The following is a 25,801-nucleotide window of genomic DNA, read 5'->3' as shown; positions in this document are numbered from 1 at the left end:
CGGAACGTCATCGCCGGCCCACCAGGTACGTGACGCCTTCAAGTCCATACTGCTCGGAATGGGGTTTCCCCGCGGGCAGATGAAACACCTGACCGGTCCGATAGCACTGGTCTTCATCACCCGTCTGAAGGCACAGATCACCGCTGAGGATCAACGCCTTGGCTTCGAAAGGATGCATGTGCATCTCAAGAAACCCGCCGGGTTCCCGTGTCACGGTCACCACTTCCTTGAATCCTTCCCGGGCAAGGATTTCCGTAAAGGTGTCTCGTTCCATATTTGCAGCCTTGTGATGAGGGTATTGATCGGTGTGATGCGTCGTGCACACGTTTTCATTGTGAATGTTTCATGAAAGGCTGTCGACCTGAACATGGTCAGCGCGGTTTGCGGATACGTGCCTTGTCTTTGCGTCCTGCGCAAAGCTCCCTCACAGCGAATGGATCGACTCCTGAACAGCGGCCGGCCATCCAGCGTGATTCAACATCTGTAGAAGAAAGAACAGCGCTTGCTGTTGCAGCTTGTCCAGCCCGTCTTTTCATGCCGGAGGGTTTGGCCAAACACCATTGAGTTCTATCGCCATGATGAAACCGCACCTTGCGTTGATGGCCACTTCGGACATTTGTCAACGGCACGCCCCGAGAACTGTTTTTAAAAAAAAAGCCTATTTACATGGCGCAAAAACTGGTGTTACTCATGTTTTTTGAAGACGGATGATGTTTTCCGTTGACGCTTGCCAAGCGTCTGAAATGGACTGATCCAACAGCGCGCCTGCCCAAAAAAGCCTGCGCTTTCCACTTGGGCAACACCAAATTGCAAAATGCGGTCTGGCGCAAATCGGTACGTAGGAAGCAGCCCACGTCTGCTTGAGCTTTGCAACGCTTTTCACGGTGTGCAAACGGCACTAAAGTAGCGTCACCACTCACCTGAACACTGAAAAGGATTACACGATGAACACCGATCAAGTCAAGGGCGCGCTCAAGGAAGCGGCTGGCAAGGTTCAATCCACGACGGGGGAATTGATCGACAGCCCCGAGCAAGAGGCAAAAGGTCTTTTGAAACAATCAGAAGGACGGGTACAGAAAAATGTTGGCGACGCCAAGGAAGTCCTGAAAGACGCCGTCGACAAGATCTGACTCGGATTGAAAACCGAGCAAAAGGGCTGGTCTTGGTACCAGCCCTTTTGCTTTTCGGAGCATAGAAACACCCCTCGAGGGCAAAAACTTGGTCGACAGGCGATTTATGCGAGCCCATGAAACTTGTACACCCTTGGGAACGCCGGACTTTTCTGCTTCAGCCGGTCGTGCCGGGGGGCAAAAAGACCGTCGGTTTGTGCTCGGCAACGGACTGTCTGAACACGCGCGCCAGCGTGTCCGACGTGTAAGGCTTCAAAACCAGCTTGAACGCATGATGTTCCTGTTGCGCCATGACGGAGTTGTAGCCGCTGGTCAGTACCACCGGAAGTCCCGGATATTCGCGCCGAACCTGTTCGCCGAACTCGAATCCATCCATGCCGGGCATGACGACATCTGAAAAAACAAGGCCAAACCGTCCGGCGTCATCGGCCAGGAGTCTCAGCGCGGCGGCGGCGCTGGCAGCCCAGACTGGCCGGTAGTCCAGCAACTCGAGAATTTCACAGGCGATCTGACCCAGGGCTTCGTTGTCCTCTACGACCAGCACACCGATACCCTGGCAGGACATTGCAGGCTCTGGCGCTGGAGCCGCAGCCTGCGACTCGGCAACCCTTTCGGCGCGTGGCAAATAGAGCGTAAAAACAGATCCCTTGCCGGGCTCGCTCCTGACATTCACCTCTCCGCCCGATTGCTTGGCAAAGCCAAAAACCTGGCTCAAGCCAAGGCCTGTTCCCCTGCCGGCCTCCTTGGTGGTGTAAAAAGGCTCGAAAATCGCCTCCAGTTTTTCCAGCGCAATGCCGCAGCCCGTGTCGCTGGCCGAAATGGCAATGAATTCGCCCTGCCGGTGACCGCGACTCGGGCCGGCCGGTATCCTGTCGACCTTTTGAACCGCGATGACGAACTGGCCACTGGCATTCATGGCATCGCGGGCATTGACCGCCAGGTTTAACAAGGCAGTTTCGAACTGGTTGACGTCGGCCAAGGCGAAACAGCCTTCCTGCAGACAAGACTGATGAAGGATTTCTATCCGCGATCCCAGCAGCGGTTTAACCAGATCAATCACGCTTTGCACCTGCCGGTCGACGTCGAACACTTCCGGGATGAGCGGCTGCTGGCGGGCAAAGGCAAGCAGCTGGCCCGTGAGTTTGACGGCGCGGCCCACCGTGTCGTGGATCAGTTCCAGGTAATAGTCGCAATGTTCTGCGGGGAGCCGATGGCTGCGCAGCAGTTCGACCGACGAGTTGATCACGGCCAGCAGGTTGTTGAAATCGTGGGCGACTCCGCCAGTGAGTTGCCCCAATGCTTCCAGTTTTTGCGACTGGCGCAACGCCGTCTCGCTGCGCAGCAGTTCGGTCGTGCGCTGTTCTAGCATCGCATTCGTCAGACGCAAGTTTTTTTCTGCCAGCAGCCGCCGCTGTGAAATCCAGGTCCGTGCCGCAACCTCCTCAATCAGCGTTTTCTCGCAGTCCAGCCAGACACGCGACCGGGAATCCACCACAAACAGTACCATCGCAAGGCGGTTGTTGACGATGTGTGCAGAACCCATGAAGGCACAGGCCCGCACGGGCTTGTCGCTGGCCTCGCAGACTGCCGCAGCGGTGAGCGGATCGACAGATGTGTCATTGATGGCCACGGTGCGCCCCGAACGGAGTTCCGCAAGCAGGACCGCTCCGTAAGCGTCAAGCCGGTGACTTCCAGCCAGGCTGGAATATCTGCCATCGGTCCACATCGGCATCAACGCGCTCCATTCACCCGTTTCTCCAACCTCGGCATAGCCGACACACGCAGCGTTGAGGTACTGGCCCAGTTTTTGAGACGCCAGCATCATCAAGGGCTCTGGTTCAAGGGCGTCGCGCAAGGCATCGCTGATATCGACCTGAAAAGCCTGTTGCTTTTGCGCTTGCGCCTTGCGCTGTTCCGCCAGCCGTTTTTCGGTGGTTTCGACGAGAAGGCAGTACACGCCAGGGACCTGACCTGCTTCGTCGCGGAAAGGCAGGAATGAAAGCCTCCACCAGGTCGGCTCCCTGTAGCCCTTGCGTGTCAGGGTCAAGGCCATGTCTTCGTAGTAGGCGCCTTCGCCGCCAAGTGCTTTCTGAGCAATGGGCTCGATTTCTGCCCAGGAATCGGTCCATTTTTCGGCAGCAGGCACGCCCGACAGACCTTGAAAGCGCGAACCGAGCATCTGGCGATAACTGTCGTTGAAGAACGAGAGAAAACCCGGGCCCCAGCCCATGATCATCGGCTGGGGACTGCTGAGCAGCGTGGCCAGCATGATTTTAAGGGTGGTGGGCCAATTGGCAGGTGGGCCCAGAGCGGTCCCACGCCAATCCTGGGCATTGATCAGCCGGCCCATTTCGCCACCATTGGCCAGGAATGCAGGCATCTGCGTCGCGTCTACCCGATCGTTCTGATGGTTTTTAGGCATGCGAGACAGGCGTTTGTTAGGACCCAGGGCGTGGTCAGGGTTTCTGAAAATTGTTATTTTGCATCAAACGTGACATTCATTCACTACAACGCTGGCTTTTATACACGCCTACAGTCCCAGCGCCAATTTCGTCACCAGCAAACGATCGCGCGGATGCAAGCCCAACCCCAAGGCATCAAGCCAACTGTGCTTGGCATTTCAGGTCGCAGGGCTGAAAAACGTTTGAAACCAATCTGCGACAGCAACCCGAGCCCACCTTGAAATATGCCATTTTTCCTGAGGGTTTTCTTTGTATCAAATCTGCTTAAAATGTAACCTCACCGAGGTGATCGACGAAATTACTTTGGATGGAAATGCCGGACATTGAAAAATCCGGTGCCATGGAGACTTTCGTGCAAGCTCTTCGCTGTCTTGTTCTTGCTATTATTTAAATAGCGGAACATGCAATCAGAACAAGCGCAGAAGGCATATCCGTTAACCAAAAATTTCTGGCTAGCAACTTGAGTGGGAATTTCCGCACTTTTCAAGCCCATGGCTCTCGTTGAGCCGCTGCCCAGAACTTTCCAGTTCATGCCTTGTCCCGTACAAGCAATGCTGAACGCACTCATGCCCTGAACGGCAAGGACAAGCAAAAATTGAAGACTCCGCTCCGTGGCCCAAGTGAAGATACAGGCCGGATCGATATTGTTTATCTCTGGGTAAACGGTGCCGATCCTGTCTGGCTGAGCAAGCGCCATAGTGCCTATGCCGCCTGGGCCTGCCAGAACGGTGAAGAACTGGCGGTTTTTGGCAACGTGGCCGGCCGCTACCGGGACAATTCAGAGCTGCTTTTCAACCTGCGCGCGCTGGAGCTATTTTTCCCGGACCACGGCCATGTCTACATCGTGACCGACGGGCAAACACCGGCCTGGCTCCAGCCGTCGAGCCAGGTAACGCTGGTTGATCACCGTACCCTGCTGCCCCCCGCGTCGCCCAAGGTGTTCGACTCGGGCCATATCGAGTCCTATCTGCACCACATTCCCGGCCTGTCCGAGCGTTTCATCTACCTGAACGACGACGTTTTTTTTGGCCAGAAGGTCAATCCCACATGGTGGTTCGAAGGGCGGCTGAAGGTGTTTCTGGAGCCTGTGTCTGCGACGCACCCCAAGTCGCTGCATCCAGGCGAGACAGCGCTGGTCAATGCATCGATCAAGTCCGGCCGCTGGCTGACCGAGCGCTACCCGCACTACCTGCACCTTCCCCAGGTGTATTCGCATACGCCGCGGGCCATGCGCAAAAGCATCATGCATGAGCTTGAACACCTGGCTCAAGACTGGTTTGCGCAGGTTCGCTCCACCGTCTTCCGCTCCTGGCGGATTCCGCCAATCGTTCCCGACCTGGCACCGCGCTGGATGGTGCAAATGGGCTATGCAGAGCAGCAGGTCCTCAATCCCCTTTATATCGACACAGGCGATGCCCAGGCGGCGCAGCAATTTGAGGCGCTGACGCGGAACTTCGGCAATTTGCCGTTCTTCTGTATCAACGACACCTGCGACGAGGCAGCGGGCGACGATCCGCGCCTGCTGAAGATTGCGCAAACCCTGGAAAAACTTCTGCCCTGTCCGTCCTCGTTTGAAAGGGCGGGCAACTGTCGCATGGCCGCCTGAACCGCCATAACCGCCATAACCGGCAGAATTGTTGCTAAAAAAGGCTTGCAGCGCTTGTCCCGCACTTGATGCTGGCTATCAAAAAGAGAGGGGTCAATAGGAACGACAAAAAATCCCGGCCTGTCGGCGCAGTTCTGGGGTTTTCAGGGCCTAGTCATGACGGGCCGGGACTGCCCGGACCCGCACTCAGGCCAGCATCACATGCCGAACTTGGCCTTGGCATCGGCTTGGCAGGTGTCCTTGGCATTGCCGGCCAGGCTGTCGCAGCGCTCCCTGGCAGCCTTGTAATCGGCTTCGCGCGTTTCTGCGTTGGCTTCCTTGCGGGCTTCTTTCACATTCGCCGTCTTGTTGGCGCTGCCGTCGGTTGAGGCCTGGACGACCTTGGCCTGTTCCTTGGCTTTTACATGCGCAGCCTTGGCATCCTTGACACACACGTCCTTGGCATTGCCGGTCAGGTCGTCGCACTTTTCCTTGGCAGTGTCGTAAGCCGCGTCGGCCTTGGCCATGGCGACATCGCGGGTGTGCTTGGCGCTGGGCTTGTACTGGGATTCAAGTTCCGACTTGGCGACCTTTTCCGCGCCTTTGGCTTCAGACACGCAAATATCGTTGGCATTGGCTTTGAGGCTGCCGCACTTGTCACGGTTGACCTTGTAGTCGGCGCTGACCTGCTTTTTCTGGGTGTCGTATTCGGCCTTGGTCAAGGCCACGGCGTTGCCAGCCAAAATGCAAGACATGACCGCGCTGAGCATCAGAATTCTGGTTTTCATGATGAATCCTTGAAAAGTTTGAGGGTGTTGAGTTTTAAGTTGCAAGGCAGGCGCTTGACCGGCCGCCGCTCAGTAACGCTCGAAAAAATTGGTCGGATTGCGCTCGTGCCAGGCATTCACCTGGGTTTCAGCTTCTTCGTGCGTCACGCCATGGCGCTCCTGGATCTTGCCCAGCAACTGGTCACGCTTGCCGGCGATGACATCGAGGTCATCATCTGTCAGCTTGCCCCACTGCTCCTTGACCTTGCCTTTGAACTGGAGCCAGTTACCTTCCACTCGATCTTGGTTCATGCTTTTCTCCTCGTTATGGTGTCACTCTGCCTGGCATTCCGAAGAACGCCGCAAGGGCAACCGTCCCTGTTTGCAGAAATAAGATGCTAGCCATGGCAACGCGGCGAAGAAGTAGGCAGGCGGATTTTGAACCGGTAGTCTGATGACTACAGTCTGGCTGGGCAGGCGCCAGAACGGTTATTTTTTTACGCGCAGGGTGCGGCTCAGCAAAGCCACCGGCAGCAGGCCGACGAGCACCAGCGCCAGTGCCGGCAGGGCCGCCTCGCCCAGGCGCTCGTCACGCGCCAACTGGTAAGTCACCACAGCCAGGGTGTCGCTGTTAAAGGGCCGCAACACCAGCGTGGCGGGCAATTCCTTCATCACATCGACAAACACCAGCAGGCTTGCCACCGCCACCGAGCGCTTGAGCAGCGGCCAGTGCACCTTCGCCAGCAGGCCGGCGCCGGTGGTGCCAAGCAGGCGGGCACTGTCGTCAAAACTGGCCGGAATGCGCGAATACCCGCTTTGTATGCTTTGCAGCGCCACTGCGCTGAAACGCACCAGGTAGGCCCAGACCACGCCAAGCACGGTGGCGGTGATCCAGTACCCTGCGCCGGTTTGCGGTGCAGCCGCCTGCAACCAGCCCACCGGCAAGAGCAGCCCGACGACAATGACGGCGCCCGGGACGGCATAGCCCAGGCTGGCCAGTTGCACCGCTCCACGGGTCAGCAGGTCGGGCTGGCGCCGCACGGCAAATGCCAGGCCCAACGCCAGCGCGGTGGCCAACACGGCGCTCAGCCCGGCAAGCCACAGGCTGTTCAGCGTCCAGTTGGCAAACTGGTCCCAGAACAGGTTGTCCCAGCCCAGCACCAGCGGCCGCAGCATGAACAACACTGGCAGCACGAATCCGAAGGCGATCGGCGCGGCGCACAGGCCCCAAGCCAGCGCCGCCCGCCCGCCGCGCAAGGGCACCGGTGCGGCGTCGGCGGACCCGGCGCGCGCGCCGCGGCCAGCGGCAAAGCGCATGCGTTGCTGGGCGCTGTGCTCGATGCGCAGCAGCACCGCGACAAACACCAGCAGCACGGTCGCCAGTTGCGCGGCCGCCAAGCGGTTGTCCATCGACAGCCAGGCCTTGTAGATGCCGGCGGTGAAGGTCTGGATGCCAAAGTAGCTGGACACGCCAAAGTCTGCCAGCGTTTCCATCAGCGCCAGTGCCACGCCGGCCGCCACCGCCGGACGCGCCAGCGGCAGGGCGACCTCGCGGATGCGCCGGGACAGCGGCGCGCCCAACAGCCGCGCCGCTTCCATCAGGTGCGCGGCGCGCTCGGACAGGGCGGTGCGCGCCAGCAAATAAACATACGGGTACAGCGCCACTGTGAACACCAATACCGCGCCGCCCAGGCTACGCACTTCTGGCAGCAGCCGGCCCTGCAGCCCGAAAGCCATGCGCAGCCAGGTTTGCAGCGGCCCGCCATATTGCAGGAAGTCGGTATAGGCATAGGCCACCACGTAGGCGGGCATGGCCAGCGGCAGCAGCAAGGCCCATTCAAACGTGCGCCTGCCCGGAAACTCGAACAGTGTCACTGCGCTGGCCGTGGCCATGCCGACGGCAGCGACGCCCGTGCCGACCAGCAGGCACAGCAGCAGCGATGTCCAGGCGTAGTCGGGCAGCACCGTCTGCAGCATCTGCGTGAGGATGGATCGCGCCGTGGCGTCGAATTGCAGCCAGGACAGCGCCACGGCCAGCACCGGCAGTGTCAGGAATGCCACCAGCAGGAGCAGAAAGGCGGAAGGGACAAAGCGAAAGAAGAGTCGGCGGAACATTGAAACCCGATGGAAGGCTGTTGCCGGCTGGCCCCTGCCCTGCCCGCTTGCGCCGTGGTGTTTGCAGCCAGTTACTGCAAATGAGAATTGTAAGCATCTACAATCAACCTATGTTTCTCGAAGTCTCCCAACTCGGTGTGCATTACGCAGGAGGCCGCCACGCGGCGGTTGATGGCGTGTCATTCAGCCTCCAGGCCGGCGAGATCGGTGTGCTGATCGGCCCGTCGGGTTGTGGCAAGACCACGCTGCTGCGCGCCGTTGCGGGCTTGGAGCGCGCGCATGTGGGAAGCATCCGGCTGGCCCGTCAAATCGTCAGCAGTCCACAGTTTCATCTGCCCGCCGAGTCGCGCCAGATCGGCATGGTGTTCCAGGATTACGCGCTGTTTCCGCACCTGGACGTGGCCCGCAACGTGGCCTTCGGCCTGAACCACCTGAGCGCTTGCGCCCGCAACCGGCGCGTTGACGAGGTGCTGGAACTGGTCGGCATGGGCCATGCCCACAAAGTCTTTCCCCACGAGCTGTCAGGCGGGCAGCAGCAGCGCGTGGCGCTGGCCCGTGCACTGGCACCGGGGCCGCGCCTGCTGTTGCTCGACGAGCCGTTTTCCAACCTCGATGTCGATCTGCGCGAACGGCTGGCGCATGAAGTGCGCGGCATCCTGAAAGCGGCGGGCGCCACCGCCCTGTTCGTGACGCACGACCAGCTCGAAGCCTTTGCCATCGGCGACCGCATCGGCGTGATGCATGAAGGCCACCTGCACCAGTGGGACGACGCCTATGCGCTCTACCACCGGCCGGCCACCCGCTTCGTCGCCGACTTCATCGGCCACGGCGTGTTTGTGCCGGCCACCCTGATGCACCAGCCAAGCGGCGTGGTGGCACGCACCCCGCTGGGCGATCTGGTCGGGCTGGACGAGTGCCCGCTGCCGTCGAGCTACCCTGGCGGCGAATGCGACGTGCTGCTGCGCGCCGACGACATCGTGCACGACGACAACGCGCCGGTGAAGGCCCGCATCATCCGCAAGTCATTTCGCGGTTCAGAGTTTTTGTACACGATGCAACTGGCCAGTGGCGAAGCGCTGCTGGCCCATGTGCCGAGCCACCACGACCATGCGGTCGGCGAATGGGTGGGCATCCGGGCCGAAGTGGACCATGTGGTGACCTTTGTGCGCGAAACAGATGCAAATTCTGAACAAAATATGCCTCTTGCGCATGCCCCCATTGAACTTTCAGCTATTAATTCAGTAGCCTAATTAATCCGAGTCCGAGGCCTTCCTTTCAGACCCATCCCGCAGGGGACGCGTAGCCACAGCCAGTGCGGCGACACCGCCAGTCAAAACACCAGTCTGCCGGATGAGGTTGAAAAGGCCATCCGGCAAGCGTCAACCCCGGCGCAAGCCGTCCACGCTGCTGCGCAACTGCGCGCTCCAGGCACGCCGGTCGCGCCCCGCAGCCTGTTCGGGCTCTCCGAAATGCACCACGGCCACCATCGGCGGGGCGGACAAGGTGCGCCAGATCGAGCCCAGCAAGGTGTCGTCGCCCACATAGCTTGGCGCGTGGCTGGGCTGGCCGCTGGCCTTGTCAATGAAGCGCAGGCCCACGGGCTGGGCTGGCGCATCGGCCGACAGGGCGGCCTGCAGCAAGTTGGCATGAAAGGGCAACACGCTCAAGCCATCGCCCGTGGTGCCTTCGGGGAACACCGCCAGCACCTCGCCAGCCAGCAGCGCATCACGCATCAGGTGCACCACGCGCATGGCATCGCGGCGCGAACTGCGCTCAATGTACAGCGTGCCAGCCGCCGTGGCCAGCGTGCCGACCAGCGGCCAGTCCTTGATGTCGGACTTGGAGACGAAGCGGCAATGCCGCGCGGCGTGCAGCACCGGAATGTCGAGCCAGGAGATGTGGTTGGACACCAGCAGCACCGGTCCCAAAACGGGCGGCTGGCCGCGAACCTCCAGCGCAATACCGATATGGCCCAGCAATGCCAGCGACCAGACCTGGACCTGGGCGCTCTGAGCGGCAGGTTGCAGGCGTGGCAGGCGCACGGCGGCAATCCACAGGCCGGTCAGGATATGAAAAAAAACGCGCAGCAAACGCCAGCAGGCCCGGATGCGCCTCATCAAGCGTCTGCGGGCATGTTGCCGGCCATCGAAAAAAAGCCTGCCGGCATGGCTCAGGCGCGCTCGAAGGCGAGCTGCCCGCCGACCAGGGTGTAGCGAACGGAGCCTGGGAGGGCGTGGCCTGAGAACGGCGTGTGCCGGCCCTGACTGCGCAAGGCAGCCGGCTTGACCGTCCACTCGCTTGTCGGGTCGAACACGCAGACATCGGCGACGCCGCCCTTGACCAGCCGGCCCGCGCTGGCCTGCAGCGTGCCCAGCGCAGGTCCGAGCACGCGGGCAGGTTCGCTGGTCAGCACAGCCAGCACCCGGCGCATGTTCGCGCCGCTCTCGATGCCCCATTTGCAGGCCAGTCCCAGCAGCAGTTCCAGGCCGGTCGCGCCGGCCTCGGCCTCGGCGAACGGCAGGGTCTTGGCATCCGCGCCAACCGGCGTGTGGTCCGACACCAGCGCATCGATGGTGCCGTCGAGCAGCCCCAGGCGCAGCGCATCGCGGTCGCGCTGCTGGCGCAGCGGCGGGTCCAGGCGCATCCGGCTGTCGAAGTAGCCGATGTCCACATCGGTCAGGTGCAGGCTGTTGATGCTGATGTCGCAGGTCACATCCAGGCCTTCGGCCTTGGCACGGGCCACCAGCGCCACGCCGGCCGCACTGCTGATGCGGCACAGGTGGACGCGCGCCCCGGTGGCGCGCACCAGCTCGAAAATCGTGTGCAGGGCAATCGTTTCGGCAGCCACCGGAACGCCGCTCAGCCCCAGGCGCGTGGCCAGCGCTCCGCTGGCGGCCACGCCCTTGCCCAGGTGAACTTCCTGCGGACGCAGCCAGACCGAATAGCCAAACGTGGCGGCGTACTGCATGGCGCGCATCAACACCTGCGTATTGGCCAGTGGCACCTCGGCCTGGCTGAAGCCCACGCAGCCCGATTCGGTGAGCTGGACCATCTCGGTCAGGGATTCGCCCTTGAGCGCCCGCGTCAGGGCGCCCAGCGGAAAGACACGCGACTGGTGCATTTTTTCGGCACGGAACTTGAGCATTTCCACCAGGCCGGGCTCATCGAGCACCGGGTCGGTGTCGGGCGGGCACACCAGGCTGGTCACGCCGCCGGCAACCGCTGCAGCCAGTTCGCTTTCCAGCATGCCTTCATGCTCATGGCCAGGCTCGCCCAGCCGCGCCGACAGGTCGATCAGGCCCGGGGCGACGATGCAGCCGGTCGCGTCAAGGGTCTTGTTCGGCGTGAAATCGGCCAGCCCACCGTTCAGCGAGACGATGCGCCCGGCGGCAATCGCCAGGTCGCCGACCTGGTCGAAGCCGGTGGCCGGGTCGATGACACGGCCATTTTTAATGAGAAGCTTCATTTGATTTTTTCCGACGTGAAAAATAAAAACGCCGGTCCAGGCAACAAGCGGTCCCGAGCAAAACCGCCCTGTTGCAGGCATGGCATGGCGTCTTTCTCCACACCAGCAGGGGCCGCGGAACTGGCTTTGCCAGGCCGCAGGCGCAGCGGCCCCCTCGGGGGGCAGGAAGCCATACGAAGTGGGCGACCGTGGGGGCCACATCCTTGGCTTTGCCGGGCCGCAGGCGCAGCGCCCCCCCGGGGGGCAGCGAACCACACGCAGTGGGAAGCGTGGGGGCTCATGCCTCATTCCCTGCAACGATGCTCATCACGGCCATGCGCACCGCAATGCCGAACGTGACCTGCGGCAGGATGACGCTTTGCACGCCATCGACCACGGCCGAATCGATTTCCACACCCCGGTTGATCGGGCCGGGATGCATCACGATGGCATCCGGTCTGGCCAGCTGCAACTTTTCAGGCGTCAGGCCAAAGCTTTTCGAAAACTCCTGGCTGCTGGGCAGCAGCGCGCCGGTCATGCGTTCGTTTTGCAACCTGAGCATGATGACCACGTCAGCGTCCTTGATGCCTTCTTCGAGGGTGTTGCACACGCGAACGCCCATCTGCGCCATGTCGGACGGCACCAGGGTCTTGGGGCCGACCACCCGCACTTCGGCGCAGCCGAGCGTGGTCAGTGCGTGGATGTCGGAGCGCGCCACGCGCGAATGCAGCACGTCACCGACGATGGCGACCGTGAGGTTGCTGAAATCCTTCTTGTAGTGGCGGATGGTGTACATGTCGAGCAGGCCCTGCGTCGGGTGTGCATGGCGGCCATCGCCGGCATTGACGACATGCACATGCGGCGCAACATGCTGGGCGATCAGGTAGGGCGCGCCCGATTCGCTGTGGCGCACCACGAAGATGTCGGCCGCCATGGCGCTCAGGTTGGCAATGGTGTCGAGCAGCGATTCGCCCTTTGACGCCGACGAACGGGCAATGTCCAGGTTGATGACATCGGCCGACAGCCGCGTGGCGGCGATGTCAAACGTCGTGCGGGTGCGGGTGGAGTTTTCAAAAAACAGGTTGAACACGCTCTTGCCGCGCAGCAGCGGGACTTTTTTCACCTCGCGGCTGCTGACGGACACGAAATTGGCGGCGGTGTCCAGAATCTGCGTCAGGATGGCTTTGGACAGGCCTTCGGTGGACAGCAGGTGGATCAGCTCGCCGTTCTTGTTGAGTTGGGGGTTTCGTCGGTACAACACGCGTTAAGTTCCTCTTGCGCTTTCAGTTCAGGCGGGGGTTTGAATAGCCTGGAGACGAAACCGGAACCGGCCGTCGTCGGTGCGGGCCAGTTCCAGCGTTTGCGAAGCCGGCAGGACGACGCGCGCCACGGCCAGGTCGGCCTGGACCGGCAACTCGCGCCCGCCCCGGTCCACCAGCACCATCAGCCTGACGCTGGCGGGCCGTCCGTAATCAAACAGTTCGTTGAGCACGGCGCGGATCGTGCGGCCGGTATAGAGCACATCATCAACGACGATCAGGTGCGAGCCATTGACATCGAAGGGCAGCACCGTCTGGCCGCTGGATGACATCCCGCGGTGCGAAAAATCATCGCGGTGCATGGACGACGACAGGATGCCAATGTCTTCCTTCAGCTCAAGGTCTTTTTTCAGGCGCTCGGCCAGCCAGGCACCGCCCGACGCCACCCCCACCAGGCGCGGCGGCTGAGGGGAAGCGGCCAGCTGCTGGCGCATGCCGCGCAGCAGATCGGCATACAGCGCCTCGGCGTCAAGAACCAGACTGCTCATGGGGAAGGCTCCTTAGAAATTGTTCCAGAATGATGCAGGCCGACGCGGCATCGGCATCTTTTGCGCCGCCGGCCAGGGCCTCGGTGGTGCTGTAACGCTCATCGACTTCGAACACCTGAAGGCCAAAACGGCCACGCAACTGGCGCGCAAACTTTCGCGCGCGCACGGTATTGTCGTGGCTGGCGCCGTCGGGGTGAAATGGCACGCCGACCACCAGCGCATCGGGCTGCCATTCCTTGATGCGCGCCTGGATCAGCGGAAAACGCGCGACCCCTTCGGCGGCAATGGTGGCCTGCGGCGACGCTGTGCGGGTCAGGCTGTTGCCCGAAGCCACGCCGGTGCGCTTCAACCCGAAATCAAAGGCCAGAAAAGTCTGCAGGCGCGCCACTGGATGCGGCACGGCAGCCGATGGCTCAGGTGGCTGAAAACCATCGGGGTCCGCTAGCGTTTGCGGTTCATCCATGTCCGGCAACAGGGGAAATCATCCAGCTTTCAAGGCCCAGCAGCTTCAGCGCCTTGTCGTAGCGTTCCTCAACCGGCGTGTCGAAGATCAAGCCCAAATCGGCGGCCACCGTCAGCCAGCTGTTGTCGAGCAGTTCCGACTCGAGTTGGCCCTCGCCCCAGGCCGAATAGCCGAGCGAGACAAACACCTTGCGTGGACCGGCGCCAGTGGACAGGGCTTCGAGCACGTCCTTGGATGTCGTCATTTCCAGACCACCCGGAATCGACATGGTCGAGGCGTACACCGATTCGTTGCCAGGCATCATGGACTCATGCAGCACAAAGCCGCGCTCGGTCTGCACCGGCCCGCCCTGGAACACCGGCATTGTCGTCAGGTCTTCGCGGCGCAGCGGCAGTTCGACCTTGTCGAACAAGCCCTGGACATTGATGTCGCTGGGCTTGTTGATGATCAGGCCCAGCGCGCCTCGCTCGCTGTGCTCGCACATGTAGATCACGCTTTTCGAAAAGCCTTCATCCTCCAGCCCGGGCATGGCAATGAGGAAGTGGTGCGTGAGATTGATCAAAGGGGTGGGGTCCGTGGCCATCCGGAGATTTTACGCGTTGACTTGCCACAGGCGAAGCACGCCGGTTGCAAGCAGCCGGCCTTCTAAGCCCATCTTCACCGCCAAAAAGCACTCAGGCGCCAGGTCCGGATTCTTTTCACTACCATTGGCCGCATGCACAAGAAATACAAGACAGGGTTGATGTGGTTCAGGCGGGATTTGCGGGCCGAGGACAATGCGGCGCTCTACCATGCGCTGAAATCGTGCGAACAGGTGTACTGCGTCTTCGTTTTTGACAGGTCGATTCTGGATGCGCTGCCCAAGTCAGACCGACGCGTGGAATTCATCCGGGAATCGCTGGTGGACCTGAATGGCCAGTTGGCACGACTCTGTCCCAACAAATCGGCGTCCTCCGCCGGTTTGCTGGTGCGGCACGAGTCGGCAAACAGTGCCCTGCCGGCGCTGGCGCGGCAACTGTCTGCGGATGCCGTGTTCGCCAACCATGACGACGAGCCCTACAGCCTGGCGCGCGACGCTCAGATCCAGGCGTTGCTTGAAGGCCAGGGCATGGCGTTTCACACCTTCAAGGACCATGTCGTTTTTGAACGCCAGGAGGTGTTGACGCTGGCGGGCAAGCCGTACAGCGTGTTCACGCCCTACAAGAATGCCTGGCTGAAAAAGGTCGATGCCTTCTATCTCAAGCCCTATCCGGTTGAAACATACGCCGCCGCACTGGCGCCCCTGCCGGCGAACGAAGCCCATGACGTGCCGTCGCTGGCCGAACTGGGATTTGAGGTGACGAATTTGTCAACGCTCAAGCTACCGGCGGGCAGCCAGGGCGGAAATGCGCTGCTTGAAGACTTCCTGAGCCGAATGGGAAAGTACCGGGAAACCCGCGACTTTCCCGCCACCAGGGGACCCAGTTACCTGAGTGTCCATTTGCGCTTCGGAACCGTCTCGGTCCGAAAGCTGGCGTCCGTCGCGCTGGCGCGTCAAACAGGCAACGAAGGCGCGGCCACGTGGCTAGGTGAACTGATATGGCGAGACTTTTATGCCCAGATCCTGTCCAACTATCCGCATGTGGCTGGCAGTGCCTTCAAACCCGAATACGATGCGGTTGGATGGGAACAGGGTGAAAACGCCCAGTCACTTTTCCTTGCCTGGTGCGAAGGCCGGACCGGCTATCCGCTGGTCGATGCCGCCATGGCCCAGATCAACCAGACCGGCTACATGCACAACCGCCTGCGCATGGTGACGGCCAGCTTCCTGGTCAAGGACCTGGGCATCGACTGGCGCTGGGGCGAGCGTTACTTCGCCGAAAAACTCAACGATTTCGATCTGGCCTCGAACAATGGCGGCTGGCAGTGGGCCGCCAGCACCGGCTGCGATGCGCAGCCCTATTTCCGCATCTTCAACCCCGTCAGCCAGAGCGAAAAGTTTGATGCGGACGGAAAGTTCATCCGCAAGTACCTGCCGGTGCTGGCCCGGTTGCCCAAGGCTGCACTGCACAGCCCCTGGCTGGCTGGCGGGGTGGAGCTGATGGCCGCAGACGTGGCATTGGGCAGCAACTACCCGATGCCGCTGGTCGACCATGCCACAGCACGGTCAAAGACCTTGGAGCGCTACGCGGTTGTGAAAAAGGCCTGATGCCTGAGCGCTATTTTTTTAGTAGCAGCTCGCGCCCGTACTGTATGCGCAAAAGGCCTTTTTAAGCAGAGACAGGGGTTTGCACCGAGCAGTATTGCCGGATCAGCCGCAGCAATTCGTCTTCGGAGTAAGGCTTGCCCAGGTAATGGTTGACGCCCAGTTCCATTGCATACTCGTTGTGTTTTCCGGCAATGCGCGATGTGATCATGATGATCGGCAGATCCTTCATGCGCTCATCGGCCCGGATGTTGCGCGCCAGGTCAAACCCGTCCATGCGCGGCATTTCAATGTCCGAGAGCACCACGGCAGGGATTTCTTCCTGCAGCCTCTCAAGGGCCTGCAGCCCGTCGGCGGCCATGGCCACCCGATAGCCATCGCGCAGCAGCAGGCGCTGGGTCACACGGCGCACGGTGATGGAGTCATCGACCACGAGAATCAGCGGGGTTCGCGGCGCAGCCAGCACCGGCGCAATGTTGCCCGTCAAGCGATTGGCGGACTGCTCCAGGTGGTCCTTGCTCCAGGTCCGGGCCTGTTGGCCGTAGACAGCGGCCAGACCTACAGGGTTGTAGATCAGCACCACGGCACCGGATGGCAGCATTGACATGCCGGTCAATCCCGGCAGCCCGGACAGTTGGGGACCAAGATTCTTCACCACCACTTCGCGGTTGCCCAGCACCTCGTCGACATGCATGGCGATCCGCTGGGCGGCGCTTCTGAAAACAACAACGGCAGTGGTCTTGGCTTGGGCTTCGCTGCTGAAATGCGAGGCCTGCAGCAAGGCGCCTGACCAGAAGAATGGAACGGACTCGCCGCCCACATCGAGCATGCCAGAGCGGTAAGCCTGTTGCAGCTCGGCAGCACTAACGCGCCGTACGGTTTCCACCACGTTGGCCGGCACACCGACCGACATGCTACCCGCCCGAATCATCACCACCTGCGTCACGGCAGTCGTCAGCGGCAACACCATGGTGAAATCAGTGCCCTTGCCCGCAACGGTCGAGGTATTGATCCTGCCGCCAAGCGAAATCACTTCGTTCCGTACCACGTCCAGGCCGATGCCTCGCCCGGCGAGTTCGGTCACTTCCTGCGCCGTTGAAAAGCCCGGCAGGAAGATCAGGTTGGCGGTAGCTACATCATCAGTGGCCTGACTGGCTGTTATCAGGCCTTGTTTGACGCCTTGCGCGCGGATGCGGGCCAGGTCCAGGCCGGCGCCATCATCACCCAACTGCACGAAAACGTCGTTGCCCTCCTGGCGGAGCTGAATGGTGATCAGACCGACAGCCTCCTTGCCGGCCCGGGCACGCACTTGCGGCGCCTCAATACCGTGCGTCAGGCAGTTGCGCAGCAGATGTTCGAAAGCGGGCATCATGCGGTCCAGCATTCCCCGGTCCATTTCGAGGTTGCCGCCATGCAGGTCGAGGCGCACCTGCTTGCCGGTTTCCTTGGACGTTTGCCGGACTACGCGGTAAAGCCGGTCGGAAACGCTTTCAAACTCGACCATCCGGGTACGCAGCAAATCGCGTTGCAGTTCCCTTGCCTGGCGGCCCTGAGCGACCAGATCGTCTTCCGTGGCTTCAATGGTGCGCTGCAAGGTGCGCTGCACGGTGGCCACGTCGTTCACCGACTCGGCCATCATGCGGGTCAATTCTTGCACGCGGGTAAAGCGGTCGAACTCCAGCGGATCGAAGCCTGCCTGGTCTTCCTTCGCCAGCGCCAGACGTGACTGCATCTGGGTTTCAGCCTGCAGTTCGATGTCCCGAAGCTGCTGCCGCAAACGCGTCAGGCTGCCTGTCATGTCCGTCAGGGAAATGCGCAACTGGCCCACCTCTGACTCAAGGCGTGAACGGCTGATCATGACTTCACCGGCCTGGTTGACCATGCGGTCAAGCAACTGGGTGCGCACCCGTATGCTGGCATTGGCAGCCTGTCGCAAGGGCTGCATGACCATGGCTTGCGGCCCGGGGATTTCAATTTTTCTGGCATAGGTATTGGCACTGGTGGTCGCACGGGTGCTGTCGATGGCGGGGGAAATTTCAACATCATTTTCCTCAACATCATTTTCGGGCAGGAATACACGAAGGTCCGGCAGCTCCGGTTCAACGGAAATGAAAGGCAAAGTTTCGACCTGGATCGGCATTGCCTGAGACGATGCAGTGTCGAGACGACGCAAACTTTCGAATGCACTTTGCATTCCGTCAAAACGGGTCAACAGAAATTCAATCTCCTGAGTGGCAGGTGATTGCAAGCCAATGGAGGCAAGCTCGGACTCAATTCGGTGGGCCATTTCCCCAAGGCGCATCGCGCCAGCAAGGCGTGCGCTGCCTTTGAGGGTATGCAGCACGCGCAACATTTCCAATTGAGGGCCCGAGTCAGCCGGTTTTTCTGCCCATTTGCGCAGGGCCAAACCCAGACGAGGCATAAGTTCGTCGCACTCCTCCTCGAAAATCGGGAACAGGTCAAGGTCAATCGCATCGACCGCATCAATGTCGTCGTGGACATCGTCATACGCTGCCTGGCTGATGGTCCTGCCAGGGCTCGACATCGAACGCTCAGCGGTCCAGCGCACGTCGGCTGCATCGGCAGGCTTCAGGTCATTGACGCCTTCAAGCCGATCGTCGTCTGTTTCCGGCAAAACCGAGTCGGAAAACTCAAGCCCGGCCAGCCGCTCAAGGATTCCAGGCAGGGGCTGACGTAGGAAACCGGCTGCAAACTGGTGCAGCAAGCGGCGTATATCTTCGGAAGCGTCGATGAACAGGTCACCATAGGCACCAGCGCCGTGGCTGTGGTGGTTGTGGGAATTTTCAAGCGCATGCTCCAGCGCACGCGCCAGGTCGGACAAGGCCAGAAAACCCACCGTTGCGGAGCTTCCTGCCAGCGAATGGGCAAGCGCCACGGTGGACGCACTGATGGGCTGATGGCTTTCAAGTGCCCATTCGGCCACTTCACTGACCAAACGGCGCGACCATTCGTCAGCCTCATTCAAATAAACGTTATAAAGCGGAATGCCTATGCGCAAGCCATCGATGACCTTGATCGCGTCATCTTCTCTTTCCTTCTGGTCATCCGGCTCGATCGCGTGCACTTCTTCGTGCGTGGTGTTGCTGTCGTCTGCTGAAATGCAGGAAGACGTTTCCATCTGGAATGCTGCACCAGAAACAGTGGGCGCCTCGACAAAATCCGGAACTGTGGCCGCAAGGCGGCGCTCGGAGGACGTTGGGAACAGGCTGTCGAAATCCAGTTCTTCCATGCCGGCAGGAACCGCATCGGCTTGTCCGACAGGCAGGGCTTGCGCTGCGATGCCGGCGTCTTCTTCAAAGAAAAAGTCAGGCTTGGGCTTGCTGTCAATGTCAGCCCCTGCCCAAGGGGCAATTTCCGAAACTGGTACGTCACCCTGGGAAAGCATTTCAAGCCCATTACCGGAATCACCCGGTAGGGCCAGGGCAAGGAAACGCCCTTCCATGCGCAAGGCCTGAGCGCTGTTGCAAAACGCAAGGGCTGACCACGCACTATCCTGGTTGGCCGCGATGTCTTCTGTCCACTGCTCCAGACCGGCTATGACCTGGCCGCACAAAACGCGAAATTCGCTGCTCACCGCATTTTGGTCAGCCAGCCAGCTGTTGAGCAATTGCTCCATCGCCCAGGAAGCTTCGCCAAACTCGTCCAGCCCGACCATTCGGGCACTGCCCTTGAGCGTATGAAAGGCGCGTCGCAAAACCGTCAGTTGCTCCTGGTCATCAGGATGGCTTTCCAGCATGGCGATTGCCAGCACAGCATGGCCGCAGACTTCCCGGGCTTCTTCAAGGAAGATATCGCGTAAATCATCTTCTTCGAAATCAATGCCAGCCGGCGTCTCAGGCATCCCTGAAAACAACGGCATCTCAATGGACACAATGTCGGTCAGTGCGGGGGCTCCAGCCGGCAGCTGAAACGCGGCATTGTTCGCAAACGCTACCGATTGAAATTCGGCCAGCGACGCAACCACACCCTCCAGGTTTGACACACTGTCAGAACGGTCACCAGCCAGGTCATTAAAAATCTTGTCTTCGTCTTTTGCATCTGCATCGGCAGTGTCTGGTGAAAGCTGCTCGATATCCACAGTGATGCTCGAAGTGGCAGTGTGGGCACTTGGCGAGCGCCCCATCAAGGAGGTCAGCTGGTCTTTTTCCTCATCGTAAACAAATAGTTTTTTCACCAGCGCTGGCTGGTAATTAAGCATGTCGATGAGGAAACTCAAGACTCCCAGGTTGTTGCCCAGTTGCTCAAAAGTTCCTGCCGCGCGCACCTGCTGATCATCAATCTCGGTGTCCAGCATTTGCTCGACAGTGCCCTTCATTTGCAACACAGCCCGGGAAGCCTGGTCAAGGCCCAGCACCGACAACACACCGCGCATTTGCGCCAACTGCCCCGGCACCGATTGCAAGGGACTCTTGTCCTGGGAATTCCGAAAGAACAGATCGAGCGTGCTTTCAATCTCGGCCAGCGCGACACGCAATTCGCTCACCACGCTGCTCATGGTCTGCTTGTCGCTGACCCGGCGGTACAACTCTTCCATCCAGCTTTCCAGCGGCCGGGGCGACCCGCCATCGACGACACCCTGAAGCCGCTCTGCCAGACTGGCGGTCCGGATCGCCAATTGCGGATCGGAAGGATCCAGGTCATCGAACACGGCCTCAAGATAAAGCACGGAAGTCGCGACTTCCATTGCCAACGCAATATCCGGAACCTGCCTACTGTTTGCCGTGATTTCAATCGCTTGAGAAAGGGCCCGCGCAAGCGGTTCACTGGCGGCATGGAGTTTTCGCAGCGAATCAGTCACAAGACCGAACTGGTCGGCGACCTGTTTGATTTTTGTGCTCTCACCCGCGCACAGCAGTGACCATGCATCTTTCGCCAAAACAATGCGCTTGCGCGCCTGTGCCAGCAGTGCGGGGTCAAAACGGCCGAATTGCACCCATTCATAATCCACGGGCTTGAAACGGGCCAGTCCATAGGCAAAGCGCACCGCCGAAAGCACGGGCGCTTCACTGGCACGGCCAGACACCGCTTGAGAACAAAAGAACAGCAAGTCCAGGACCAGTCGCTCAGGAATGGCGGCCTCGCCTCGCGACAAAGAGGCATATTGCAACAGGATTCGGGAAGCGGAGCGCCTGACGTAAAGGTCTGAGGGCAGCAGGTTATGGGCTATGGCCTCAAAAAATCCAGCCGCAAGCAGCCAGAAAATTCTCGGCTGGCGTTGGGTCTGTCCAGCTGCAAACCCGAGACTCAGATCCCTGAGACTTGCGGCAGCTTGCGGGGCCTTGCCCTTCATCAGCTGGAGAACGTCCTTGTCAAGCATTTCGCGCGCATCGTGGCCATATGCATGCGCGTCGACCGGAGACACTTCCGGCTCAAGCCAGCGCCACTGGTACGACCACAAATCGGCTGGATGAATGCGGTCGGCTCGCACCAGCTCCTGAACATTGCGGTATTGGGGAAACAGCGACACGGCGGAAAAGGGCTTGTCGGCCAGCACGCCTTCGAGATACTCTGTGAGGGCAAAGCTGCCGTACTCGATTTTGGCGATTGCGTCCTGGCTGCATAACTCCGGGTGCTGCAGGAAATTTTGTACAGCGGCCTCCATGGCGCGGAGCACCATGGCAGGCTCCGCAAGACCGACCACCTCCAATACGCCAACCGCCTGATGGAGCTGCTGGCGAGCAGCGCGCAACTGGCTGGCGTCCGTCGCAAGCAGATCAGAACCACGTGCTGCTTCAGCCTCTTTTATAAATCGCTTGAGCGCCTTGGTGGCAGCCTCCAGAGATTTACAGAGCTCGTTGAACACCCAGGCCAGCGGCCCCAGGTCACTCATGACGGCATCGGGTTTGGCGGCAATTGAGTTCGTGACCATGGGGTGCATAAATAACAGGCAGGTTCAGGAATCGGTGTTCGTAGTCAAAGGCTTGGCTAAGGCGTCACACAATCTTGAATCGGGACACCGACTGCCGGAGTTCTTCAGCCATGCTTGAAAGATCGCGCACCTGCTGCGCTGTGGAACGGGTTCCTTCTCCGGTTTGCTCTGTGACCACGAAAATATGCTGGATGTTGTCAGCCACCACATTGGCCGAAGCCGCTTCCCTGGAAGCGGCTTCGGAAATCTGTTCAATCAGCTCGGCCAGATGGCGCGACACCTGGTCAATCTCGGTCAATGCCGTGCCGGCGTTGTCGGAGAGCTTGGCGCCCTCGACCACGCCTTGGGTCGAGCGCTCCATGGCGGCTACGGCATCCTGGGTATCGGTCTGAATCGCCTTGACCAGTGCTGAAATCTGCCGGGTTGCATCGGCGGACCGCTCGGCCAGACGCTGGACTTCCTCAGCCACCACCGAGAAACCCCGGCCCGCCTCGCCCGCCGAGGCAGCCTGAATGGCGGCGTTGAGCGCCAGCACATTGGTCTGTTCGGTGATGTCGGAAATCAGTTCGGTGATTTCGCCAATTTCTTGCGACGACTCGCCCAGGCGCTTGATGCGCTTGGAAGTTTCTTGTATCTGGTCACGGATGGAATTCATGCCGCCAATGGCATTTTGCACCGCCTGCAGACCGGACTCTGCTGCCGTCAGGGACTGGCGGGCCACCAGGGATGACTCCTGAGCCTGGGTGGACACTTCGTTGATTCGGGTTGCCATGTCAAGCACCGACTGGCCGGTTTCACGAATCTCTCGCAGTTGCTGGGTAGAAGCGGCCAGGAGTTCGGTAGAGGTATTTTCCACCTGTGAAGTCGTTTGCGCAACCCGGGTCGCCGTGTCCTGCACATTGCCGACCAGCTGGCGCAGTTCTTCCACGGTGTAGTTGACCGAGTCGGCAATGGCACCGGTGATGTCTTCGGTAACGGTGGCAACCTGTGTCAGGTCACCCTCGGCCACAGTCTGCAATTCATTCATCAGGCGCAAAATGGCTGCCTGGTTAGCGTCGTTGACGCGCTTGGCATCCTGTTCCTGGCTTTTGGCATCCTGCCGCTGACCTTCGGCAACGGCTTGGTGCTGCTGGCTGTCGATCACCTGCAGGCGAGCCAGACCTGCTGCGCACAGCAGGGCAACAAAGGCGGCGGCAACCAGTGTCGCAAGCGCCCCGATTCCCAGACCCGTCTGTGAAGACAGCTTTTCCTGCAAATCTTCGAGATCACGGCGCAGGGGTTCGCTATCGGCAATGATGGAAACCTGCGCTTCCCGGGCTGACACCAGGCCCTGGAGGTTGCCCAGGATGGCACCCGCCTGGACACGCGTTTTTTCGTAAAGCGCGATCAGGGCTTCCAGGCGTTCTCGCGTCTGTGTTTCCCTTGATGCGCCCAGACGCAACTCAGGGCTTCCATCAAGCAGGCCTTGGGCAATTTCCTTGAAGGAATTCAGGTCCTTGCCCAGGAGGAAGACCGCCTCGGGACTAACGCCTTCCATGGTCAGGAACTCATTGGCAGACTTGCCGATCCGCTGGGTCAGCATCACTAGCTGGCCGGAGGCGGAAATTTCTGTCGGCGCTGCATTTTGTTGAAGCTTGAGCGAAGAAACAGTTTCGGCAATTTCGAGCAGGTCGGAGGACTGCCGGTTGATGGTACGCAGAGCCTCACCCACCTGAAGCAGGATGGCCTTTTGGCCCATCACGATATCTGCATTCTGCCTGGCCCGCTCGACCAGCGGCGCGACCTTTGCCATTTCCGGCTGCAACGCGTCACTCACCGCCGACAGTCGCAGGGTGTCGTCGCCCGACTTCATTCCGATCACGGTCTTGCTGAGAACATCGGCGCTTTCGCGCACATCCGGGAAAGCCTGGGCGCTTCCAACCAGTGCCTGCGAGGCCGATTTGGCGAGGCGCTGGGACTGCATCAGCGCTTGTCCGGTTGCCGCTACCTGCTGCGCAACGCGTTCAGACTTGCTGAGTGCAAAAAACGTGACCCCTGCCAGGACGGCGACAGCAAGCCCAAGTGCCACGACCAGTATCTTCTGGTGTTCCCCAAGCGGCCGCACACCCAGCACGGGAAGACTGAGAAGTTCGGTATTCATCAGGATGCCGTCTTCGGAAATGCTGGGTGAAAAAATCTCCTCTTGCGCTTGTGCTGCGCCAGCCCGGCCGCGTGCCATCGTATGGCCGGCAGCAGACTCATCCTTCATGCCAAAAGTGCTTGCACTGCCGTCTGGCCAGTCTGACTTCGTTTTAAACAGCTTCTGGATATTTTCTAGAACGGACATGAATGAGCCTTCAAAAAACGGGTAGAACGGATGCCAAGGTGCACTAGGCGGCAATAGTCAAAAAATCAACCTGCTGTGCAAGCAGTTGCAGGTTGATTTCCTGCCAGCTTGCACCATTGCGATCGACGTACTGGTTTCCAAAAAACACACCGGCATCCGGCTCCGGCGCTGAAAAATCGATGAAGTCATTCTGTTTGCGCAGCCCTGAGAGTTTGTCGATCAGCAAGACGCAATTGACCTCAAGGGCACTGTTGAGCGAGACCAAGCGAGACTCGGTGCGCGCACGTTCGCTTCGGTTACCCGATGCCTGACCGTCGACAAAACCAGCCAGATCCACTACGCCATAAAGACCGCCGCGCAAGCCGGCCACACCCAAAAACCAGGACTGCGTATAGGAAACCGGCTGGATACCAACCCAGGGAAAGATTTCTCCTGAGTGATCAAGCGGGAAAAGGTATTTTTTTTCAGCGGCCTCAACGGCCAGCCAGGAAGGCGCTATGCCCTGTGTTTTGGCAAGCTGCAATCGCTCTGCCAGACGCGCTTGCAACTCTTTAAGGGCTTGTCTGTTTGCCATGGTGTGGGCTTATGCCAAAGCTCAGCCAAGCGCCTTGATTTTGGCCATCAATTCGCCGGCATTGACCGGTTTGGTGATGTAGTCGCGCGCACCTTGACGCATACCCCAGACCCGGTCGGTTTCCTGGTTCTTGCTGGTGCACATCATGATGGGAATGTCTGCATACTGCGGATCGCGCGCGATGGCGCGGGTCAGCTGGAAGCCGTTTTGCCCCGGCATGACCACATCCATCAGAATCAGTTCCGGCTTTTCCTCTGCTAGCCTGCGAAAAGCGTCTTCTGCGTTTTCCGCCGTCTTGACGCTGTAGCCGTTTTTCGTCAGCAAATCGGTCAAAAACATCAACTCGGTTTTCGAGTCGTCCACCACCAGCACTTTATTGATTGACATCAGATTTCCCTTTGTTTTGAAGAGCCCAAAGCCTGAACGGTTTGCAGCAGCTGGTCTTTGGTGAAGGGCTTGGTCAGGTAGTCCTGCGAGCCCGCCATGCGTCCACGCGCCTTGTCAAACACGCCATCCTTGGACGACAGCATCACAAAGGGGACGTTCGAAAATTTGACATTGCGCTTGATAATTGCGCAGGTCTGGTAGCCATCCAGACGCGGCATGAGAATGTCGCAAAAAATGAGGTCGGGCTGGAAGTCATTGACCTTGGACAGGGCGTCAAAACCATCCTCGGAGAGCAATACCTCATGGCCGCCCTGCTTCAGGAAAATCTCTGCGCTGCGCCTGATCGTATTGCTGTCGTCGATGACCAATACCTTGAGTCCGGAACTGGAAATGCTCACTGTGCTACTCCTGTTTTGCAGCCGCCGAAGCAGTTGGGTTCACCGTGGTCATATTTTTGGCAAGCAGGCACACGAGCCTACATCTGAACCATTTCAAAATCTTCCTTGCGTGCCCCGCATTCAGGACAGGTCCAGTTCATTGGAACCTGGCTCCATGGCGTTCCTGCGGCGATGCCATGTTCGGGCGCACCCAGCGCCTCGTCATAAATCCATCCACAGATCAAACACATCCAGGTCATTGATTGGGTCACAGCTTAAATTGCCTTC

22 protein-coding genes are annotated in these 25,801 nt (G+C 60.0%); 4 read left to right on the top strand and 18 right to left on the bottom strand.

Going from position 1 to position 25,801, the window contains the following annotated elements:
• Positions 1 to 7 precede the first annotated feature (7 nt).
• Positions 8 to 274, bottom strand: a complete 267-nt coding sequence (locus IWX85_RS03190; RefSeq protein ID WP_081932604.1) for a cupin domain-containing protein — start codon at positions 272 to 274, stop codon at positions 8 to 10.
• Between the two features lie 670 nt (positions 275 to 944).
• Between IWX85_RS03190 and IWX85_RS03185 the strand changes: the two genes are divergently transcribed.
• Positions 945 to 1,130 (top strand): CsbD family protein, encoded by a 186-nt coding sequence (locus IWX85_RS03185; protein WP_036809246.1) that lies wholly within the window; start codon positions 945 to 947, stop codon positions 1,128 to 1,130.
• Between the two features lie 157 nt (positions 1,131 to 1,287).
• Here IWX85_RS03185 and IWX85_RS03180 read toward each other — a convergent pair whose 3' ends face one another.
• On the bottom strand, positions 1,288 to 3,552 hold the full coding sequence (locus IWX85_RS03180; protein WP_196868724.1) for an ATP-binding protein: 2,265 nt from the start codon (positions 3,550 to 3,552) through the stop codon (positions 1,288 to 1,290).
• A 338-nt stretch (positions 3,553 to 3,890) separates the two neighbouring features.
• Complete coding sequence (locus IWX85_RS03175) at positions 3,891 to 4,124, bottom strand: hypothetical protein (protein ID WP_231379486.1); 234 nt, start codon at positions 4,122 to 4,124, stop codon at positions 3,891 to 3,893.
• A gap of 63 nt (positions 4,125 to 4,187) precedes the next feature.
• Between IWX85_RS03175 and IWX85_RS03170 the strand changes: the two genes are divergently transcribed.
• Entirely contained in the window at positions 4,188 to 5,198 is a 1,011-nt protein-coding gene (locus IWX85_RS03170; protein WP_196868722.1) for a Stealth CR1 domain-containing protein, read from the top strand.
• Positions 5,199 to 5,395: 197 nt separating this feature from the next.
• Here IWX85_RS03170 and IWX85_RS03165 read toward each other — a convergent pair whose 3' ends face one another.
• The 3 genes from IWX85_RS03165 to IWX85_RS03155 form a co-directional block, all read right to left on the bottom strand.
• Entirely contained in the window at positions 5,396 to 5,965 is a 570-nt protein-coding gene (locus tag IWX85_RS03165) for a hypothetical protein (protein ID WP_196868721.1), read from the bottom strand.
• Between the two features lie 69 nt (positions 5,966 to 6,034).
• The gene (locus IWX85_RS03160) at positions 6,035 to 6,256 is read right to left on the bottom strand and encodes a CsbD family protein (RefSeq protein ID WP_196868720.1); all 222 of its coding nucleotides are present in this window, start codon (positions 6,254 to 6,256) and stop codon (positions 6,035 to 6,037) included.
• 177 nt (positions 6,257 to 6,433) lie between these two features.
• Positions 6,434 to 8,059, bottom strand: coding sequence for an iron ABC transporter permease (locus tag IWX85_RS03155; protein ID WP_036809241.1), 1,626 nt, complete (start codon positions 8,057 to 8,059; stop codon positions 6,434 to 6,436).
• A gap of 110 nt (positions 8,060 to 8,169) precedes the next feature.
• Here IWX85_RS03155 and IWX85_RS03150 point away from each other — a divergent pair, with 110 nt between their 5' ends.
• Positions 8,170 to 9,309: an ABC transporter ATP-binding protein gene (locus tag IWX85_RS03150; protein WP_196868719.1), complete on the top strand. Its 1,140-nt coding sequence runs from the start codon at positions 8,170 to 8,172 to the stop codon at positions 9,307 to 9,309.
• Between the two features lie 129 nt (positions 9,310 to 9,438).
• Here the strand turns inward: IWX85_RS03150 and IWX85_RS03145 are convergent, their stop codons facing one another.
• The 6 genes from IWX85_RS03145 to IWX85_RS03120 form a co-directional block, all read right to left on the bottom strand.
• Entirely contained in the window at positions 9,439 to 10,176 is a 738-nt protein-coding gene (locus IWX85_RS03145; RefSeq protein ID WP_036809235.1) for a 1-acyl-sn-glycerol-3-phosphate acyltransferase, read from the bottom strand.
• 53 nt (positions 10,177 to 10,229) lie between these two features.
• Positions 10,230 to 11,525, bottom strand: a complete 1,296-nt coding sequence (locus IWX85_RS03140; RefSeq protein WP_036809232.1) for a dihydroorotase — start codon at positions 11,523 to 11,525, stop codon at positions 10,230 to 10,232.
• A 277-nt stretch (positions 11,526 to 11,802) separates the two neighbouring features.
• Positions 11,803 to 12,765, bottom strand: coding sequence for an aspartate carbamoyltransferase catalytic subunit (locus IWX85_RS03135; protein ID WP_036809229.1), 963 nt, complete (start codon positions 12,763 to 12,765; stop codon positions 11,803 to 11,805).
• A gap of 27 nt (positions 12,766 to 12,792) precedes the next feature.
• Entirely contained in the window at positions 12,793 to 13,311 is a 519-nt protein-coding gene (pyrR, locus tag IWX85_RS03130) for a bifunctional pyr operon transcriptional regulator/uracil phosphoribosyltransferase PyrR (RefSeq protein ID WP_196868718.1), read from the bottom strand.
• Complete coding sequence (ruvX, locus tag IWX85_RS03125; protein ID WP_196868717.1) at positions 13,292 to 13,774, bottom strand: Holliday junction resolvase RuvX; 483 nt, start codon at positions 13,772 to 13,774, stop codon at positions 13,292 to 13,294. Before ruvX ends, pyrR begins: the two co-directional genes overlap by 20 nt.
• Positions 13,767 to 14,357 (bottom strand): YqgE/AlgH family protein, encoded by a 591-nt coding sequence (locus IWX85_RS03120; protein ID WP_196868716.1) that lies wholly within the window; start codon positions 14,355 to 14,357, stop codon positions 13,767 to 13,769. Before IWX85_RS03120 ends, ruvX begins: the two co-directional genes overlap by 8 nt.
• A 132-nt stretch (positions 14,358 to 14,489) precedes the next feature.
• On the opposite strand from IWX85_RS03120, the gene IWX85_RS03115 reads away from it, so the two are divergent.
• Positions 14,490 to 15,962, top strand: a complete 1,473-nt coding sequence (locus IWX85_RS03115) for a deoxyribodipyrimidine photo-lyase (protein WP_231379485.1) — start codon at positions 14,490 to 14,492, stop codon at positions 15,960 to 15,962.
• 61 nt (positions 15,963 to 16,023) lie between these two features.
• On the opposite strand, the gene IWX85_RS03110 is transcribed toward IWX85_RS03115, so the two are convergent.
• The 6 genes from IWX85_RS03110 to IWX85_RS03085 all read right to left on the bottom strand — a co-directional run bounded on the left by IWX85_RS03110 (position 16,024) and on the right by IWX85_RS03085 (position 25,785).
• Positions 16,024 to 21,858 carry an Hpt domain-containing protein gene (locus IWX85_RS03110; protein WP_196868715.1) on the bottom strand — a complete coding sequence of 1,945 codons (5,835 nt, stop codon included), beginning with the start codon at positions 21,856 to 21,858 and terminating at the stop codon, positions 16,024 to 16,026.
• Between the two features lie 55 nt (positions 21,859 to 21,913).
• The gene (locus tag IWX85_RS03105) at positions 21,914 to 24,175 is read right to left on the bottom strand and encodes a methyl-accepting chemotaxis protein (protein ID WP_196868714.1); all 2,262 of its coding nucleotides are present in this window, start codon (positions 24,173 to 24,175) and stop codon (positions 21,914 to 21,916) included.
• Positions 24,176 to 24,218: 43 nt separating this feature from the next.
• Positions 24,219 to 24,749, bottom strand: coding sequence for a chemotaxis protein CheW (locus IWX85_RS03100; protein WP_196868713.1), 531 nt, complete (start codon positions 24,747 to 24,749; stop codon positions 24,219 to 24,221).
• Positions 24,750 to 24,770: 21 nt separating this feature from the next.
• Complete coding sequence (locus IWX85_RS03095; protein WP_196868712.1) at positions 24,771 to 25,136, bottom strand: response regulator transcription factor; 366 nt, start codon at positions 25,134 to 25,136, stop codon at positions 24,771 to 24,773.
• The gene (locus IWX85_RS03090; protein WP_196868711.1) at positions 25,136 to 25,534 is read right to left on the bottom strand and encodes a response regulator; all 399 of its coding nucleotides are present in this window, start codon (positions 25,532 to 25,534) and stop codon (positions 25,136 to 25,138) included. Before IWX85_RS03090 ends, IWX85_RS03095 begins: the two co-directional genes overlap by 1 nt.
• 77 nt (positions 25,535 to 25,611) lie before the next feature.
• Positions 25,612 to 25,785, bottom strand: coding sequence for a rubredoxin (locus IWX85_RS03085; protein ID WP_081932592.1), 174 nt, complete (start codon positions 25,783 to 25,785; stop codon positions 25,612 to 25,614).
• Positions 25,786 to 25,801: the final 16 nt, after the last annotated feature.

The organism is Polaromonas sp. CG_9.11, assembly GCF_015752225.1.
In the GTDB taxonomy this organism is placed as follows: domain Bacteria; phylum Pseudomonadota; class Gammaproteobacteria; order Burkholderiales; family Burkholderiaceae_C; genus Polaromonas.
The sequence above is the reverse complement of the archived record's forward strand: the minus strand, read 5'-3'. Positions and strand labels throughout refer to the sequence as shown.